At 42.3% G+C, this 16,893-nt stretch carries 20 protein-coding genes; 17 read left to right on the top strand and 3 right to left on the bottom strand.

The window, feature by feature from the left end:
• The first annotated feature begins 189 nt into the window (after nt 1–189).
• From K4I03_RS04240 to K4I03_RS04220, 5 genes are all read left to right on the top strand, one after another.
• Nucleotides 190–1,059 carry a branched-chain amino acid ABC transporter permease gene (locus tag K4I03_RS04240; protein WP_002894678.1) on the top strand — a complete coding sequence of 290 codons (870 nt, stop codon included), beginning with the start codon at nt 190–192 and terminating at the stop codon, nt 1,057–1,059.
• Between the two features lie 3 nt (nt 1,060–1,062).
• Nucleotides 1,063–2,016, top strand: coding sequence for a branched-chain amino acid ABC transporter permease (locus K4I03_RS04235; RefSeq protein WP_227963835.1), 954 nt, complete (start codon nt 1,063–1,065; stop codon nt 2,014–2,016).
• On the top strand, nt 2,016–2,780 hold the full coding sequence (locus tag K4I03_RS04230) for an ABC transporter ATP-binding protein (protein WP_002913262.1): 765 nt from the start codon (nt 2,016–2,018) through the stop codon (nt 2,778–2,780). The genes K4I03_RS04235 and K4I03_RS04230 overlap by 1 nt, the downstream gene beginning before the upstream one ends.
• A complete protein-coding gene (locus tag K4I03_RS04225) occupies nt 2,780–3,490 on the top strand; it encodes an ABC transporter ATP-binding protein (RefSeq protein WP_227963834.1) in 711 nt (236 codons plus the stop codon). Before K4I03_RS04230 ends, K4I03_RS04225 begins: the two co-directional genes overlap by 1 nt.
• Nucleotides 3,491–4,041: 551 nt before the next feature.
• Nucleotides 4,042–4,698, top strand: a complete 657-nt coding sequence (locus K4I03_RS04220; protein ID WP_002905931.1) for a CBS domain-containing protein — start codon at nt 4,042–4,044, stop codon at nt 4,696–4,698.
• A gap of 34 nt (nt 4,699–4,732) precedes the next feature.
• On the opposite strand, the gene K4I03_RS04215 is transcribed toward K4I03_RS04220, so the two are convergent.
• Complete coding sequence (locus K4I03_RS04215) at nt 4,733–5,620, bottom strand: YitT family protein (protein ID WP_002914608.1); 888 nt, start codon at nt 5,618–5,620, stop codon at nt 4,733–4,735.
• 311 nt (nt 5,621–5,931) lie between these two features.
• Between K4I03_RS04215 and tmk the strand changes: the two genes are divergently transcribed.
• The 12 genes from tmk to nth all read left to right on the top strand — a co-directional run bounded on the left by tmk (nt 5,932) and on the right by nth (nt 15,571).
• A complete protein-coding gene (gene tmk, locus K4I03_RS04210; RefSeq protein ID WP_004193056.1) occupies nt 5,932–6,570 on the top strand; it encodes a dTMP kinase in 639 nt (212 codons plus the stop codon).
• The gene (locus tag K4I03_RS04205) at nt 6,567–7,457 is read left to right on the top strand and encodes a DNA polymerase III subunit delta' (protein ID WP_227963833.1); all 891 of its coding nucleotides are present in this window, start codon (nt 6,567–6,569) and stop codon (nt 7,455–7,457) included. The genes tmk and K4I03_RS04205 overlap by 4 nt, the downstream gene beginning before the upstream one ends.
• Before the next feature lie 24 nt (nt 7,458–7,481).
• The gene (gene yabA, locus K4I03_RS04200; RefSeq protein WP_002894690.1) at nt 7,482–7,799 is read left to right on the top strand and encodes a DNA replication initiation control protein YabA; all 318 of its coding nucleotides are present in this window, start codon (nt 7,482–7,484) and stop codon (nt 7,797–7,799) included.
• A gap of 2 nt (nt 7,800–7,801) precedes the next feature.
• Nucleotides 7,802–8,668 carry a 16S rRNA (cytidine(1402)-2'-O)-methyltransferase gene (rsmI, locus tag K4I03_RS04195; protein ID WP_004193052.1) on the top strand — a complete coding sequence of 289 codons (867 nt, stop codon included), beginning with the start codon at nt 7,802–7,804 and terminating at the stop codon, nt 8,666–8,668.
• Between the two features lie 261 nt (nt 8,669–8,929).
• Nucleotides 8,930–10,021: a 3-phosphoserine/phosphohydroxythreonine transaminase gene (gene serC, locus K4I03_RS04190; protein WP_223312352.1), complete on the top strand. Its 1,092-nt coding sequence runs from the start codon at nt 8,930–8,932 to the stop codon at nt 10,019–10,021.
• A 12-nt stretch (nt 10,022–10,033) separates the two neighbouring features.
• Nucleotides 10,034–11,209 (top strand): 3-phosphoglycerate dehydrogenase family protein, encoded by a 1,176-nt coding sequence (locus tag K4I03_RS04185; protein ID WP_227963832.1) that lies wholly within the window; start codon nt 10,034–10,036, stop codon nt 11,207–11,209.
• Between the two features lie 136 nt (nt 11,210–11,345).
• Entirely contained in the window at nt 11,346–11,699 is a 354-nt protein-coding gene (locus tag K4I03_RS04180) for an arsenate reductase family protein (protein ID WP_227963831.1), read from the top strand.
• Nucleotides 11,700–11,854: 155 nt separating this feature from the next.
• A complete protein-coding gene (locus K4I03_RS04175) occupies nt 11,855–12,229 on the top strand; it encodes a TIGR04197 family type VII secretion effector (protein WP_227963830.1) in 375 nt (124 codons plus the stop codon).
• Complete coding sequence (locus K4I03_RS04170; protein WP_149565207.1) at nt 12,226–12,615, top strand: hypothetical protein; 390 nt, start codon at nt 12,226–12,228, stop codon at nt 12,613–12,615. The genes K4I03_RS04175 and K4I03_RS04170 overlap by 4 nt, the downstream gene beginning before the upstream one ends.
• A complete protein-coding gene (locus K4I03_RS04165) occupies nt 12,605–14,089 on the top strand; it encodes a pre-toxin TG domain-containing protein (protein ID WP_227963829.1) in 1,485 nt (494 codons plus the stop codon). The genes K4I03_RS04170 and K4I03_RS04165 overlap by 11 nt, the downstream gene beginning before the upstream one ends.
• Before the next feature lie 6 nt (nt 14,090–14,095).
• Complete coding sequence (locus K4I03_RS04160) at nt 14,096–14,551, top strand: hypothetical protein (protein ID WP_149565209.1); 456 nt, start codon at nt 14,096–14,098, stop codon at nt 14,549–14,551.
• 390 nt (nt 14,552–14,941) lie between these two features.
• Nucleotides 14,942–15,571 carry an endonuclease III gene (nth, locus tag K4I03_RS04155; RefSeq protein ID WP_046165310.1) on the top strand — a complete coding sequence of 210 codons (630 nt, stop codon included), beginning with the start codon at nt 14,942–14,944 and terminating at the stop codon, nt 15,569–15,571.
• Nucleotides 15,572–15,598: 27 nt separating this feature from the next.
• On the opposite strand, the gene K4I03_RS04150 is transcribed toward nth, so the two are convergent.
• The gene (locus K4I03_RS04150) at nt 15,599–15,985 is read right to left on the bottom strand and encodes a bleomycin resistance protein (RefSeq protein WP_227963828.1); all 387 of its coding nucleotides are present in this window, start codon (nt 15,983–15,985) and stop codon (nt 15,599–15,601) included.
• An 11-nt stretch (nt 15,986–15,996) separates the two neighbouring features.
• Complete coding sequence (locus K4I03_RS04145; protein WP_227963827.1) at nt 15,997–16,824, bottom strand: exodeoxyribonuclease III; 828 nt, start codon at nt 16,822–16,824, stop codon at nt 15,997–15,999.
• Nucleotides 16,825–16,893: the final 69 nt, after the last annotated feature.

The raw sequence follows: 16,893 nt of genomic DNA, 5'->3' as shown, positions 1-16,893 counted from the left end.
TGCTTGAGCAAGTTAGTAGATGATTTCTTTATAAATCTACGGATTTGAGAGAGTATTGTTTTATAATCTATTCTTCTTCGTTTCTCAATCAACTATTATTCGTATTTTGGGAGTGGGATGATAAAATCACGACCTAGTCTGCTGATTTTTGTCCCATTCCTTATTTTATTATAGAAAGAGTGGTGTCTAATGCTCCAACAATTAGTCAACGGTCTAATCCTGGGTAGTGTTTATGCGCTTCTGGCTTTGGGTTATACCATGGTTTATGGGATTATTAAGCTGATTAACTTTGCCCACGGCGATATCTATATGATCGGTGCCTTTATGGGTTATTACTTGATTAATATCTTGAAGTTTAATTTCTTCCTTTCTCTCATTTTAGCGATGATTGGGACAGCGATTCTCGGTGTGCTTATTGAGTTTTTAGCCTATCGTCCTCTGCGAAATTCGACTCGGATTGCGGCTTTGATTACAGCCATTGGGGTCTCTTTTCTTCTTGAGTATGGCATGATTTTCTTTGTCGGTGCCAATACCCGTTCCTTCCCGCAGGTTATTAAAACAGTACGCTTTAACTTAGGACCGATTTCTATCTCAAATATTCAGTTGCTGATTTTGGGAATTTCGATTTTCCTCATGGTGGCTTTGCAGTTCATCGTGCAGAAGACAAAGATGGGTAAGGCTATGCGAGCTGTATCTGTAGATAGTGATGCTGCCCAGCTGATGGGAATCAATGTCAATCGGACAATCAGCTTCACCTTTGCTCTGGGATCAGCTCTTGCAGGAGCTGCTGGCGTCCTGATTGCCCTTTACTATAATTCATTGGAGCCTCTGATGGGAATGACTCCAGGTATTAAATCCTTTGTAGCAGCCGTTCTCGGTGGTATTGGAATCATTCCTGGTGCTGCGCTTGGTGGCTTTGTTATCGGTCTTTTGGAAACTTTTGCGACAGCGCTTGGACTATCTGATTTCCGCGATGCCATTGTCTATGCGATTTTGATTGTCATTCTTCTGATTCGTCCAGCTGGTATCCTCGGTAAAAATGTGAAAGAGAAGGTGTAAGGTATGAAAAAGAATTTAAAGATAAATATTTTCTGGCTTGGACTTGTCTTAATTGGCTACTTGTTGATGACAGTATTGGTTAGTGCCGGTGTTCTCAACGCTTTTTACATTCAAATCTTAGAGCAGATCGGGATTAATATTATTCTGGCTGTGGGACTTAATCTCATCGTCGGATTCTCAGGTCAATTCTCTCTTGGGCATGCTGGTTTTATGGCTATCGGTGCCTACGCTGTAGCGATTATTGGCTCTAAATCGCCAACATATGGAGCTTTCTTCATTGCTATGCTGGCTGGAGCTATCATTGCTGGTATTGTGGCTTTAGTAGTTGGTTTGCCGACCCTGCGACTTAAAGGGGACTATCTCGCGATTGCAACTCTTGGTGTCTCAGAGATTATCCGTATTCTGATTATTAATGGCGGTACTTTGACGAATGGCGCAGCTGGTATCCTATCCATTCCGCCCTTTACTTCTTGGCAGATGGTCTATGTCTTTGTTGTTATCACAACTATTTTGACCTTGAATTTCCTGCGCAGTCCTATTGGCCGCAGTACTCTGTCTGTCCGTGAGGATGAGATTGCTGCCGAGTCTGTTGGTGTTAATACTACTAGAATCAAAGTGACAGCCTTTGTCTTGGGAGCTATCACGGCTTCTATTGCTGGTTCTCTTCAAGCTGGCTTTGTTGGATCAGTTGTTCCTAAGGACTATTCCTTTACCAACACTATCAATATCTTGATTATTGTCGTTTTTGGTGGTCTAGGATCGATGACTGGAACCATTGTGGCTGCAGTAGTATTGGGAGTTCTCAATATGTTGCTGCAGGATGTATCCAGCATTCGGATGATTGTCTATTCTTTGGCCCTGATCTTGGTCATGATTTTCCGTCCAGGCGGACTTTTAGGAACTTGGGAGCTCAGCCTGTCTAAGCTCTTCAAAAATAATAAGGAGGTCAAAGAATAATGGCACTTCTTGATGTGAAAAATCTAACTAAAAACTTTGGTGGTTTGACTGCTGTCAGCGATGTGACCTTGGAACTCAACGAGGGCGAGCTGGTTGGTCTGATTGGCCCTAATGGTGCAGGAAAAACGACCCTTTTTAACCTCTTGACTGGTGTTTATGAGCCTAGTGAAGGAACAGTGACACTAGATGGTCATTTGCTCAATGGTAAGGTACCTTACAAGATTGCTTCTTTAGGTCTAGGGCGGACTTTCCAGAACATCCGGCTCTTTAAGGACCTTAGTGTTTTGGATAATGTTTTGATTGCCTTTGGTAATCATCATAAGGCTCATGTGTTAGCTTCTTTCCTCCGCCTGCCAGCTTACTACAAAAACGAAGAAGAACTCAAAGCTAAGGCTTTGGAGTTGCTGAAAATTTTTGACTTGGACAAGGAAGCAGAAACCTTGGCTAAGAACTTAGCTTATGGTCAGCAGCGCCGCTTGGAGATTGTTCGGGCCTTGGCAACGGAGCCGAAGATCCTCTTCTTGGATGAGCCGGCTGCAGGGATGAACCCTCAGGAGACAGCAGAGCTGACTGCATTGATTCGACGGATTAAAAACGAATTTAACATTACCATCATGCTAATTGAGCATGATATGAGTCTGGTAATGGAAGTCACTGAGCGCATCTATGTGCTGGAGTACGGCCGCTTGATTGCGCACGGAACACCTGATGAAATCAAGAATGACAAACGCGTTATTGAAGCTTATCTAGGAGGTGAAGCCTAATGTCCATGCTTAAAGTTGAGAATCTCTCTGTCCATTATGGCATGATTCAGGCTGTCCGTGATGTCAGCTTTGAAGTAAATGAAGGAGAAGTTGTTTCCCTGATTGGTGCAAATGGCGCTGGGAAAACGACCATTCTCCGGACTATTTCAGGCTTGGTTCGTCCAAGTGCTGGTAAAATTGAATTTGTCGGCAATGAAATTCAAAAAGTTCCTGCTCAAAAAATCGTAGCAGCTGGACTTTCGCAAGTACCAGAAGGCCGCCATGTCTTTCCAGGTTTGACCGTTTTGGAAAATTTGGAAATGGGCGCCTTTCTCAAAACAAACCGCGAAGAAAATCAAGCCAATCTCAAAAGGGTCTTCTCTCGTTTCCCACGTTTGGAAGAGCGTAAAAACCAAGATGCTGCTACCCTTTCAGGTGGTGAGCAGCAGATGCTGGCCATGGGACGGGCTCTGATGTCTACACCTAAGCTTTTGCTCTTAGATGAGCCTTCTATGGGCTTGGCGCCAATCTTTATTCAGGAAATCTTTGATATTATCCAAGATATTCAGCGACAAGGGACTACAGTTCTTTTGATTGAGCAAAATGCAAATAAGGCACTCTCTATCGCCGACCGTGGTTATGTTCTTGAAACAGGTAAAATCGTTCTGTCCGGAACCGGTCAAGAGCTCCTCGCTTCTAACGAAGTCCGCAAAGCATATCTAGGTGGTTAAAAAGGTCCAATGGACCTTTTTAAGTTGCAGATAAAGAAAACAAGGTTTTCGTCAAGATGCCCGGGGGATTGTTTCAGGTTGCAAATAGGAACTCGCGGTAGCGAGTTTTCTTTAAAATGTCTGGGAGACATTTTTAGGTTGTTAATAGAAAATTACGATAGTAACTTAACATTTTGAAAAGGTCCAATGGACCTTTTTAAGTTGCAGATAAATAAAACAAGGTTTTCGTCAAGATGCCCAGGGGACTGTTTCAGGTTGCAGATGAGAATTCGCGAGAGCGAATTTTCTTCAAAATGTCTGGGAGACATTTTTAGGTTGTTGATAGAAAGTTATGGTAGTAACTTAACATTTAGAAAAGGTCCATTGGACCTTTTTCGTCTCTTGGATGTTAAGCTAGTATAGTTGAGCATTGCCTGCCTTCAATTTTTCCAATCGCGGGATTTTTCTAAATTTTGAAAACTTAGGCACAGGCCTTGGAAGCGTTTGAAATCAGCTTCAAAATAAAGTATAATAAATATAAGAATTATGGATAGGAAGTTGAGGGAACTTTTATGGCAGTTAAAGATTTTATGACGCGTAAGGTGGTTTATATTAGCCCTAATACAACGATTGCTCATGCGGCGGATATGATGCGTGAGCAAAAGCTTCACCGTTTGCCAGTGATTGAGAATGACCAACTAGTGGGACTGGTGACAGAAGGAACGATTGCAGAAGCTAGTCCATCTAAGGCAACGAGTCTATCCATTTATGAGATGAACTATCTTCTCAACAAAACAAAAGTTGGTGATGTTATGATTCGTGATGTGGTCACAATCTCTCAGTTTGCCAGTCTGGAAGATGCAACCTATCTGATGCTGAAAAATAAGATTGGCATCTTGCCTGTCGTAGACAATGAGCAACTTTACGGGGTTATCACTGACCGTGATATTTTCAAGGCTTTCTTAGAAGTATCTGGCTATGGTGAAGAGGGAGTCCGTCTGCGCTTTGTCACTGAGAATAAGGTGGGGGTTCTTGAGCAGATAATCCGTCTTCTGGTGGAAGAAAATCTCAACATCTCCAATACCGTCAATATCCCACGTAAGGATGGAAAGGTTGTTATTGAAGTACAATTAGCTGGTAATATAGATACAGCTCTTCTCAAGAAAAAATTTGAAGAGCATGCGATTGAGCTTGCTGAGATTACACATACTTCAGCAAAAGCTTTATAAGCGATAAAAAAAGCCTCATCATTGGATGAGGTTTTTAACGTACAATAGGTTGTTTGTTGGCATCTAAAGTGAAGCCTTCGCCCAAGATCTCATGGGCTTCGGTAATCGTTGTAAAGGCAAATGGATCGACTTGGTTAATGAGTTTCTTCATCTGCTGCATTTCGTTACGGGAAACAACACAGTAGACAATCTGGAGATCCTGCTTGCTATAGAAGCCTTGACCCTTGATGAAGGTCACTCCACGATCCAGCTTGTTATTGATAGCTTCAGCAAGTTCTGCCGGTTTGCTGGTAACGATAAGGAATCCCTTGCCGGCAAAACCTCCTTCTGCGATCAGGTCAATGACGCGCGAGGTGATAAAGACAAACATCAGGGTATAAGACACCATGCGTAGGTCTTTGAAAACAAGGAGAACCAAGGTAATGACTACAAAATCAACAGTCAGCATGAGTTTGCCCATGGAAATGCTAGTGTATTTATTAAAGATGCGGGCTACAATGTCAGTACCGCCAGTTGTTCCGCCAGCATTGAAGATGATGCCTAGTCCAATCCCCAAAACAATCCCTGTTCCAAGGCAGGCCAGTAAAACATCCCCGTCCAGAGCTGAAAGAAAATAGTCTTGCAAGTGTTTGGAGGCAGGTAGGATTTCAAAAATTTTGAGCCAAGCAGACACGGAGAAGGTCCCTAGAATGCTGAGATAGAGGGTTCGCGAGCCTAACAGCTTCCAAGCAATAATAAAGAGAGGAATGTTAATAATCAGGTTGGTCGTCGAGACAGGGATTTTAAACAGATAGTAGGCAATCAAGGTCAAACCCGTCGCGCCACCTTCATATAAATGAAAAGGAATGACCAAATAATGAATCCCAAAAGAAAAAATTCCAGCCCCAAAAATGATGGCCAGTACGTTTTTTAATTTAAACATAACATCCTCCTAAATCTATTTCCAGAAAGTTATTCTGAATATATTTTACCAAAAATTTATCCTTTGTGAAACACTTTGAAAAAATTTTTAAAGTCTTTTCTTATGATGGGCTTTTAGCTTTTTTTTTGGTAAAATAAACAATAGATAAAAAAGAGTAGGATGAAAATAATGAGCTGACGAATTCGGTTCTTGTTAGGCTGCTCAGCTGTTTGGACATGCTTCAACAGTGGCTTATATCAAGCTTTAGGGCAAGTCTTATCTGCATTTTCTTATAAAGAACAAAAAATAGAAGTTAGAGATTCAAGGTAAAGATGAAAAATGGTATTTTGATTTCGCTGGAAGGTCCAGAAGGGGCTGGAAAGTCGAGTGTGTTGGAAGCCTTGCTTCCTTTTTTGAAAAATTATGGAACTGGTCTTATTACGACGCGGGAGCCAGGTGGCGTCCAGATTGCTGAGGCTATCCGCGAAGTGATTTTGGAACCTAGTCATACGGCTATGGATGCTAAGACTGAGCTCTTGCTGTACATTGCCAGCCGCCGCCAACACTTAACTGAGCGGGTTTTGCCAGCTTTGGCGCAAGGAAAGCTTGTCTTGATGGACCGTTTTATAGATAGTTCAGTTGCCTATCAGGGCTACGGACGAGGTCTGGATGTGGCAGATATTGAATGGCTCAATCAGTTTGCAACAGATGGACTCAAGCCTGATTTGACCCTCTATTTTGATATTGATGTGGAAGAAGGGCTGGCGCGGATTGCTAGAAACGAGAGCCGAGAGGTGAATCGGCTTGATCTGGAGGGTTTAGACCTGCATCAGCGGGTTCGGCAGGGCTATTTGGCGATTCTTGACAAGGAGCCTGAGCGCTTTGTCAAGGTAGATGCCAGCCAACCTTTGGATAAGGTAGTGGCTGATAGTTTGGCCATCATTCAGGAACGATTCGGGAATCCGTCATGAAGATAAAAGAGTTACAGCAAAGCCAACCCAGCTTGTTTGAGCAGTTTCAGCATATTTTGGAACAGGGGCGGCTTAGTCACGCCTACTTGTTTACCGGAGCTTTTGGCAGTTTTGAAATGGCCCAAATCCTGTCCCAGAGTCTCTTTTGTGAGAATAAGCAAGGCGTCTGGCCTTGTCAGTCCTGTCGTTCTTGCCGTTTGATTGCAGAAGAAGATTTTTCTGATGTAACGGTGGTGCGACCGGTTAATAACATTATCAAAACAGACCGGGTTCGGGAGCTGGTCCGAAACTTCTCTCAGAGCGGTCTGGAAGGCAGTCGGCAGGTTTTCATTATCTGCGATGCGGATCGGATGCACGTCAATGCAGCCAATTCCTTGCTCAAAGTCATTGAGGAACCGCAGAGTGAGATTTATATCTTTCTTCTGACTGCTGATGAACAGCTGATTCTGCCGACGATTCGAAGTCGGACTCAGGTTTATCATTTTTTGAAAAATACAGCTGCTCTGCAGCACAGTTTGGAACAGGATGGCTTGATTAAAAGTCGAGCGGAGCTGCTAGCTGCTTATAGTCAGACTCAGTCAGAAGCGGCTAGCTTGGCTCATAATAATGCCTTTTTTGAATTAGTCAGCGAATGCGAGCGCTTTGTCAAGGATTTTCAGACTCGCACCAGTCAGGCATTTCTGCAGGTTTCGCGTCTGGCAAAGCTGGCTGATGATAAGGAGAAGCAGGAACAGGTCTTCAAGCTCTTGGAAGTATTATTTTATAAAGAGATAGCAACAGAGAGCGGTCGACAGGCCTTGGAGCAGCTTTTGCTGGCTCGGAAGATGTGGCGAGCCAACGTATCTTTTCAAAACGCTTTAGAATATATGACTTTGAAAGGAAAGTAAAAAGAGGCAGCACAGGAGTATAAAATGGATAAAAAAGACTTATTTGACGCCTTGGATGATTTTTCACAGACGCTTTTAGTGACCCTTGCTGAGGTGGAGGCTGTCAAGAAAAATCTCAAGAGTGTGGTAGAGGAAAATATTGCTCTGCATCTGGAAAATGACAAGTTGAGGGAGCGCTTGGGAGAGGTGGAGAAGGAAGCTCCGACCAAGACCAAGAAAAACCGAGATAATCTGCGTAAGCTTTACTATGACGGCTTTCATGTCTGTACGGATTTCTATGGTCAGCGCCGGGAGAATGACGCAGAGTGCATGTTCTGCGATGAGTTATTATTTAGGGAGTAGTGATGCAGGTTCAAAAAAGTTTTAAGGGCGAAACTGCCTACGGCAAACTCTATCTGGTCGCGACTCCTATCGGCAATCTGGATGATATGAGCATCCGTATGGTCAATACCCTGAAAGAGGTCGACAGGATTGCGGCTGAAGATACGAGAAATACGGGCCTTCTGCTTAAGCATTTTGGGATTGAGACCAAGCAAATCAGTTTTCACGAGCACAATGCCAAGGAGAAAATCCCAGTTCTCTTAGACATGCTTCAAAGCGGAAATGATATAGCTCAGGTTTCGGATGCTGGTCTGCCCAGTATTTCTGATCCAGGACATGATTTGGTTCAGGCAGTGCTAGAAGCTGGAATTACTGTAGTGCCGATTCCTGGCCCTAGCGCTGGAATAACAGCCTTGATTGCCAGCGGCTTGGCTCCCCAACCGCATATTTTCTATGGCTTTCTGCCTAGAAAGGCTGGCCAGCAGAAGGAATTTTTCACTAGCAAAAAATCCTATCCTGAGACCCAGATTTTCTACGAATCCCCTCATCGGGTTCGGGCTACGTTGGAAAACATGCTGGCAGTTTATGGTGATCGCAAAGTCGTCCTGGTGCGCGAGTTGACTAAGATTCACGAGGAGTATCAGCGAGGGCTGATTTCAGAGCTGTTGGCCTATACAGCAGAACATCTGCCTAAAGGAGAGTGTCTCTTGATTGTAGCTGGGGCGGAAGAAGATGCTCTTCAAGACATATCTCAAGAGCAGATCCTAGCTGAGATTGATCTTTTAGTTGAAGCCGGCAGCAAAAAAAATCATGCCATCAAGAACATAGCTAAGAAATACGGCAGGAACAAGAGCGAGCTCTATGCGGTGTATCATGAAAATAAGAATTGATAGAAGCTCAGATACTTTTCTCAATACAACCAGTTGTCTGTTTTAAAATTGGAAAAAGCGTAACTCAGCTTTTTAGTAAGACTATTTAATCCTGACCTAAACTCAGGATTTTTTTGTTACCTTAATTAGACAGTTGGTTTTGCTTATCTATATTTCAACAATGTTCGGGAATTGGCTAAAAAAGTGCTAGATTTCTGAAATAAAATAGATATTTTCTAAACTTTGTGATATGATATACAAAATAAATTTTGGAGGTAGGATATGACGATTTACAATTTTTCTGCTGGACCGGCAGTATTGCCCAAGGAAGTCTTGAAAAAAGCTCAGGCTGAGTTTTTAGACTATGCCCAAAGTGGCATGAGTGTGATGGAGCTGTCCCACCGATCCAAAGAATTTGACGATATTATCAAAGAAGCTGAGAGCTTGCTGCGTGAGCTCATGGATATTCCGGACAATTACCGCGTGCTCTTTCTGCAGGGTGGAGCTTCTACTCAGTTTAGTATGATTCCCCTTAATCTAGCCCAAGGCGGCAAGGCCTACTACCTAGTGGCTGGATCTTGGGGAAAGAAAGCTTACACTGAAGCAGTCAAGCTGTCTAAGTTCATTCCATTTGAGCCTATTCTTTTGGCTTCGTCAGAGGATTTAAATTACACGGAAATTCCTTCTTTTGATGAAAAGGAGATTGATCCGCAGGCGGCTTATGTGCATCTGACAACCAATAATACCATCGAAGGAACGGCTATTTATGACCTGCCTGCAACAAATGGCGTGCCGATTGTGGCGGATATGTCTTCTAATATCCTGGCTGCTCAATACCGAGTAGAGGATTTTGGTTTGATTTATGCTGGGGCTCAGAAGAATATCGGACCTGCCGGCGTGACAGTTGTCATCATCCGAGAAGACTTGCTGGATGACGAACCAGTTCTATCTAGCATGTTAGATTACCGCATTCAGGCGGACAATGGCTCTCTTTACAATACACCACCGACTTTTGCCATCTATATGGCCAAGCTGGTCTTTGAGTGGGTCAAGGAGCTAGGTGGTGTAGCAGAAATGGAAAAGCGCAATCGTGAAAAATCTGGCCTTTTGTACGACTTCATTGAGCAGTCTGACTTTTATCGCAGTCCAGTCCGTTACAAGGAGCAGCGCTCAGTAGCCAATATTCCCTTTGTGTCTCCTAGCCCAGAGCTGGACGCCAAATTTAACAAAGAGGCTGCAGCAGCGGGATTCAAGAATATCAAGGGGCACCGCAGCGTAGGCGGCATGAGAGCTAGTCTCTATAATGCCTTTCCGCTTCAAGGTGTCAAGGACTTGATTGCCTTTATGCAGAAATTTGAAGAAGAAAATTCTTAAGAGAGGGAAACTATGGTCTTTAGTGTCAAAACCTTTAACAATATCAATCAAATCGGGCTTAAGGAGCTGGGCAATGCTTTTCAGATTGACGGAGATAAGTCTGACAATCCAGATGCTTATATCCTGCGCAGTCAAAACCTGCATGGACAGGAATTTCCAAGCAAGCTCAAAGCCATTGCGCGGGCGGGTGCAGGAACAAATAATATTCCGGTCGACCAGGCAACAGCTCAGGGAATCGTGGTTTTCAATACGCCAGGAGCTAATGCCAATGCGGTGAAAGAAGCTGTCTTGGCTTCCATTCTCCTGTCTGCCCGTGACTATATCGCAGCTAATAGTTGGGCTAACGATCTTTCTGGAGATGATGTTCCCAAGCAAGTGGAAGCTGGTAAGAAACAGTTTGCTGGGACAGAGATTTCAGAGAAGACTCTGGGAGTCATTGGGCTGGGTGCTATCGGCGGCCGTATTGCCAACGATGCCTATCGTCTGGGGATGAACGTCCTGGGTTATGATCCTTATGTATCCATTGAAACAGCTTGGAATATCTCTAGTCATGTCAAGCGGGTAGCAGACATTAAGGAAATCTTTGAAAAGAGCGACTACATAACTATCCATGTGCCCCTGACTGATGATACACGCGCTACTTTTGATCAGGCTGCTTTTGGTCTTATGCAAAAGGGAACAACCCTCATCAACTTTGCTCGTGGCGAGCTGGTGGACAATGCTGCCCTATTTGAAGCCTTGGAAGCAGGTGTTATCAAGCGCTATATCACAGACTTTGGTGTAGATGAGCTGCTCCGTCATCCGCAGATTACAGTTTTTCCGCATCTGGGCGGATCGACTGAAGAAGCTGAGCTCAACTGTGCCATTATGGCTGGGAAAACCATTCGCCGCTTCATGGAAACGGGCGAGATTATCAACTCAGTGAATTTCCCTAATGTCCGTCAGGCTCTCTCAGCCCCTTACCGGATTACCTTGATTAACAAAAATGTACCGAATATTGTAGCTCGGATTTCAACAGCAGTCAGTGATTTGAATATCAATATCGACAATATCATCAATCGTTCCAAGGGTGATTATGCCTATACTTTGCTGGATTTGGATGAGTCGGATGAAAGCAAGATTCAGGAATTGGTTGATAAATTTGAGAATAGCGACAATATTGTGCGAGTGCGTTTGATTAAGAAATAACAGGAAAACAGACTATACTTCCCTAGGAGATAAATCTGTATCAGCCGATGAGCCTTTCGCTTGTCGGCTTTTTCTAATGAGTCTCGGCTTGACAAGAAGGAGCTAGCTGGGCTATCATAGGGACGGAGGAAAAACAATGTTACAATTTATCGAATACCCAAAATGCTCTACCTGCCGCAAGGCCAAGGCTGAGCTCATTCAATTAGGAGTGGACTTTGAAGCGGTGGATATTGTCCAAAATACACCTAGCCGGGATCAACTCCTAGACTGGATCCAGAACTCGGACTTTGAGCTCAAGGCCTTTTTCAATACCAGCGGCCTCAAATACCGTGAGCTAGGTCTCAAAGAAAAAGTTCCGCATTTGACATCCCAGGAAGCTGCTGATTTATTATCGACAGACGGCATGTTGATTAAACGGCCGCTCTTGGTTCGAGATAACCAAATCTTGCAGATTGGCTACCGGAAGACGTATGAAGAGTTGGGGTTGTGAGAAGATAAGGCTTGAAAAAAAAGTGGTTAAAAGTTTTTATTTTTGGACTGATATGATAGATGTTGCTCTTGAGTGTCAGAAATTACATTTTTTTGTTTTAATTCCAATAAGCAAAATAAATTTGAATAAATATTCAATGAAAGGATAAAAAAGAGATGGGGAATATACAAAGTGAGTTGCAAACTGCAGCTAATATAGCTGGACGGATTATTGCAGCAGGAAATAGTATTTTAATATCTGGTCAAGTTACAAAAGATAGCACTAGTAGTTATCAAGGGAATACCACTGCAGGGAATTTATTAACCAATGAGGCGGTTATCGCTCAAAGTATTAGTACAAAAATTGGTGAATTTGTAAACTTGGTTCATAGTCTTGCACAAGAATTTGATGCTAAAGATTCTGATTTGAGTAAATTATTTGAAAATGGAGTGAATCTTAGAATGAGCGGTTATGGTCCTCAAATACAACCTTCTTCACCAGAAAATTTATTAAAAAACTCCCTTGAACAAAATATTGGAGACGGGGCATGAATGATAAGAAGGACAGTAAAAGAACTTGGGAACAAGTACGTGATGAAAAAATAGTTGTTCAGGAAAAGATATTTGATATACAAGATAAAAAAAGAAAAATAACAAACCTTGAACTGGAAATTGATACAAGATATTCTAATTCAACATTACTTCTAAATGAACTTCTATATTATAATCTATCCTATAAAGATGAAATTAATCGCCAAACTACCTTGGAACAACTGCAGCATACATCTGACTTATTGGTAAGCATAATTGAGAAAAATAAGAAGCTACTGCAGAAGGAAGAAACAGCTTTTGAAGAAAAACTAAAAAATCTAGAGCGAGAGCATAAGTTGATACATCTGGAGGAAGAGAAGTCCAGGAGGAAAAATTATGGGTATTAAAATGAGTTTGGGTTCTTCGGATACCCAAGCAACGACAGCTTCTAGCGTAGTAACAAGCAGAACGACGGCCTATCTTTCTGTTATTGCAGCCTTGGAAGTTTTTATAGGTGCAAGTAATCTGCAAGGAACCGCTTATAGCGGAGCCAAAGCTTATGCTGGAAATATTCTTATTCCTTTATTGAAAAGCGCAATTATGTTCTCGGAAGAGCTATCATCTGGAACAAGTAGTCTGCCAACTACCTACCGTTCAGATGTTGGGCAAGAGGACTTAGATGAAGAAACACTTGAAGCGCAAATCACTGCTCAAGATGGAATTATTGAAAATTATAATGCAATTATTTCTGAGGTAACAAAACTTGGATTAAAAGATTCTGTCGCTGGTTTGCAAGAAATAAAGCAGAATCTGCAGTCGGCTCAAACATTAAGAGATAGTTATCAGGAAAAATTGACTAAGCTCAGAAATTTTGCAGCGGGTTCAGCAACTCTATTGTCTGGAGCTGAGAATATGTATTCGTCTGTGATGCAAGGATTAACGATGATCGGTGCAGATTTTAAGGGGTTCAATGGTAGCTTTCATTCTGCACCAACAGATTGGTCCCAAAATATTCAAAGCTCTTGGGGAGTCAGAAATAAAGCTACTAATCTATCTAAAAAATCTCAAAGTCTAGAGGAATTGCAAAGGTTGATTGAACGAGCGAATCAAGGAGATTCAGACTCTATTGATAAACTTATAGCTGCCTATGATTATAAAAATGCAGTAGGGACAGCCCCAATTTTGACAGATGAGGAAAAGCAAGTTAGGAATGCAGAAGTATGGAAAAGAACGGAAGAATTTGGTAAAAATTTACTAGGTGAATTTACTGGAATTTATGATATTAAACGACTGATAGACGGAAAAGATCCTGTTACTGGTGAGGATGCTAATCGCTTTGAAGCTGGTGTTTGGACACTCATGAATCTCATCCCAATTGCTAAGGGGGCAGGTAAAGTCGCCAAAGCAGTTGATACTGTTGGCGATGTGGCAAAACTAGTAGATAAGATAGATGATGTAGTAGATGCAGCTAAGGCAGTGGATAAGACTACAGATACTGCAAAGGTTGTTGATAAAATCCAAGATATTGGAAAAACTGCAGATACATCGAAAGATGTAGCTAAAAGTGGTGATGTTATTTCTAAAAATATACAAGCTTCTGAATTAACGATGACAGAAACAGTCAAAAATCATGCAAATGATGTTATTAAACGCGGCAAATACGTAGGCGATAAAGCTAGGCCATTCGTTGATAATGCTGGGACAGATTTAATTATTCAAGAAATTATCGATGGTGGTATCCCTGTAAAAGATAAGTACTTACCAAATGGTTGGCGTTGGGAAGTGAAGGGATCATTTAATGGAAGAAGCAATGGTATTTGGGAATTAGTTGTTGATTTAGATACAAATCAAATTGTACACTTTAACTTTATTAATAGGTAGGAAAATATGTTTAAAATAATAAAAAAAGAGTATTATCAGCAAGAGGAGTTAATATATAAAACAGATACAAAGGAATTAATAGCTACTCCAACAATAACTAGCGATATTACTTTTAGTTTTATATATTTATTTTTAGGTTTTAATTCAGAAAATATGGAATCCACCCAACTTTGGGGGTATCATAACGACTTTTCTTGGATAAAAAGAAGTTTGGTGCCTCCTAAATCTGATAAAGGTGTTATTGTTGTTACAGATAATGATATTAATGGGGGAGATAGTTTTCGCATTGACTATGCTTACAATTGGGAAACGTATTATGATGAGCAATCAGGTTGGATTAAAATCGGCTCTGAAATTTTAAGGGAAGATCTTAACTATGTTGAATTTTTCAGAAATACTATTGCTGGTATTGATTGGTACGGCAATATCCAAGAATTTTGGCTCAAACCTAAATTTAAATGATATGAAACTAATATAGTGTTTCCTAGAATCTGGATTTCCTTGTGACGAATACTTGATCCTCTATTTCGAACTGGTTGACAGGTTTGTCTTGGTTACAGATTGGCATCTATACTTTTTTTCAAAGATTATGATTTCTTTTTGATTGATGATGAAGAAGAATAGTAAACCTTTAAATGGTAAGTAACTCCTTCCTGTTGGAATTAGGTATAAGGAGTATCAAGTGGGATGGAAAGAATATACAAGATGTTATGATTTTTCTTTTAGGGAATGTACTTCGAGTAGATTGTATGATCGAATTTGAGTTAGAAAGCGTGGCTGAAGAAGCTCCTAATGACATTAAAAAGCTTTTCATGATATAATAAATCTATCTCAATCTTAGAAAGAAGAATCATGGTTTTATCAAAAAAACGGGCTCGTCATGTCATTGAAGAGATTATTGCTCTTTTCCCTGACGCCAAGCCCAGTCTGGATTTTCGCAATCACTTTGAGCTTTTGGTAGCGGTCATGCTGTCGGCTCAGACGACAGATGCTGCGGTCAATAAGGCAACGCCGGCTCTGTTTGAAGCCTATCCTAGTCCACAGGACATGGCTGCGGCTAGTGAAGCAGACATTGCTAAATACATCTCCCGCCTAGGACTCTATCGCAACAAAGCCAAGTTTTTGAAGAAATGCGCCCAGCAGCTTTTGGACGACTTTGACGGCCAAGTACCACAAACGCGGGCGGAATTGGAAAGTCTAGCTGGTGTTGGTCGCAAGACGGCTAATGTAGTCATGAGTGTGGGCTTTGGTATTCCAGCCTTTGCTGTTGATACCCATGTGGAGCGCATCTGCAAGCACCATGATATCGTTAAAAAGTCGGCAACGCCACTGGAAGTAGAAAAGCGAGTTATGGATGTCCTTCCACCGGAACGTTGGCTGCCTGCCCATCAGGCCATGATTTACTTTGGACGGGCTATCTGCCATCCTAAAAATCCAGAGTGCGATCACTATCCGCAACTCTATAACTTTAAAGATATTTAAAAAGCGAGGTCTGATGACTTCGCTTTCTTATTCACTAAATCTTAAAAAATAACCATCTGGATCTAAAATCGCAAATTCATGGGGATAAATAAAGCTATCTCCCACTCGAAATTCTCTTTTGGTCAGCGGACGATGGATAGGATAGTCAGCTTCCAGCAGTTTTTGGTGGAGCTGAGGGACATCTTCAATGCCAAAGGAAATATTGACACCACGTCCGAAAGGATAGGTCAGTTGGGCTAATTCTTCCGCGTTGCCTTCTTCTAGCATAAGCTGGCAGTCTTCAAGTGAGATGAAGAGAAATTTCTCCTCTGGACGCTCATATTCGACAGAGAATCCCAGCAAGTCGCAGTAGAAGTGGCGCGACTTTTCGATGTTGGATACCACAAATTCGGGAATGACAGCTTGATAGTCCATTAGCTTTCTCCTTAGAGCTTAATCTCCATGACAATGGGTGTGTGGTCTTGGCGCGCACCGGAGTCAATCATATCAGACTTGGTTACCTTGTCAGCTACACGGTTGCTGGTCAGCCAGTAGTCGATTCTCCAGCCTGTATTGTTGATTTTAGAAGTCTTGCTGCGTTGCGCCCACCAAGTGTATTGGTTAGGGATATCGCCGTGCAAGTGGCGGAAGGTATCGGTGAAGCCTTTAGCCAGCAGGTTGGTGAAGCCAGCGCGCTCTTCGTCAGTAAAGCCTGGTGAACGGCGGTTGCTGGCTGGATTGGCCAGGTCGATTTCCTTGTGGGCCACATTGTAGTCGCCAGTAGCGAGGACTGGTTTTTGTTGATCTAGTGTTGCCAAGTATTCAGCGTATTTGGCATCCCAGACTTGACGGTCATCCAAGCGTTTGAGTCCATCGCCAGCATTAGGCGTATAAACCTGAGTGACAAAGAAGCCGTCAAATTCAAGCGTAATGATGCGACCTTCAACATCCATGGTTGATGGAGCACCGATTTCTGGGAAGGTTACGGTTGGTGTCAGTTCTTTTTTGTAGAGGAACATGGTTCCCGCATAGCCCTTGCGGGCGGGCTCTTGAGAGGAGCGCCAAGTGTTTTCATAGTCTGGGAAAAGATTTGTCAATATCTCCAAGTGCTTTTTTGTTGGGCCAGTCGCAGACAGTTTTGTTTCCTGAATGGCGATAATATCTGCATTTTCTGCTTGTAAGGTTTGGAGGACGGCCTGAGAGAGCTTAGCTCGGGCGGAATCACTGGTCAATGCAGCGTTGAGAGAGTCAATGTTCCAAGAGATGAGTTTCATAAAATTTCCTTTTCTAGTAGAAGTTTGCTGAGTTTATTATAACAAAATTTAGGACTGATTTATAGCAAA

The organism is Streptococcus sanguinis (assembly GCF_020729725.1).
GTDB lineage: Bacteria > Bacillota > Bacilli > Lactobacillales > Streptococcaceae > Streptococcus > Streptococcus sanguinis_V.
The sequence above is the reverse complement of the archived record's forward strand: the minus strand, read 5'-3'. Positions and strand labels throughout refer to the sequence as shown.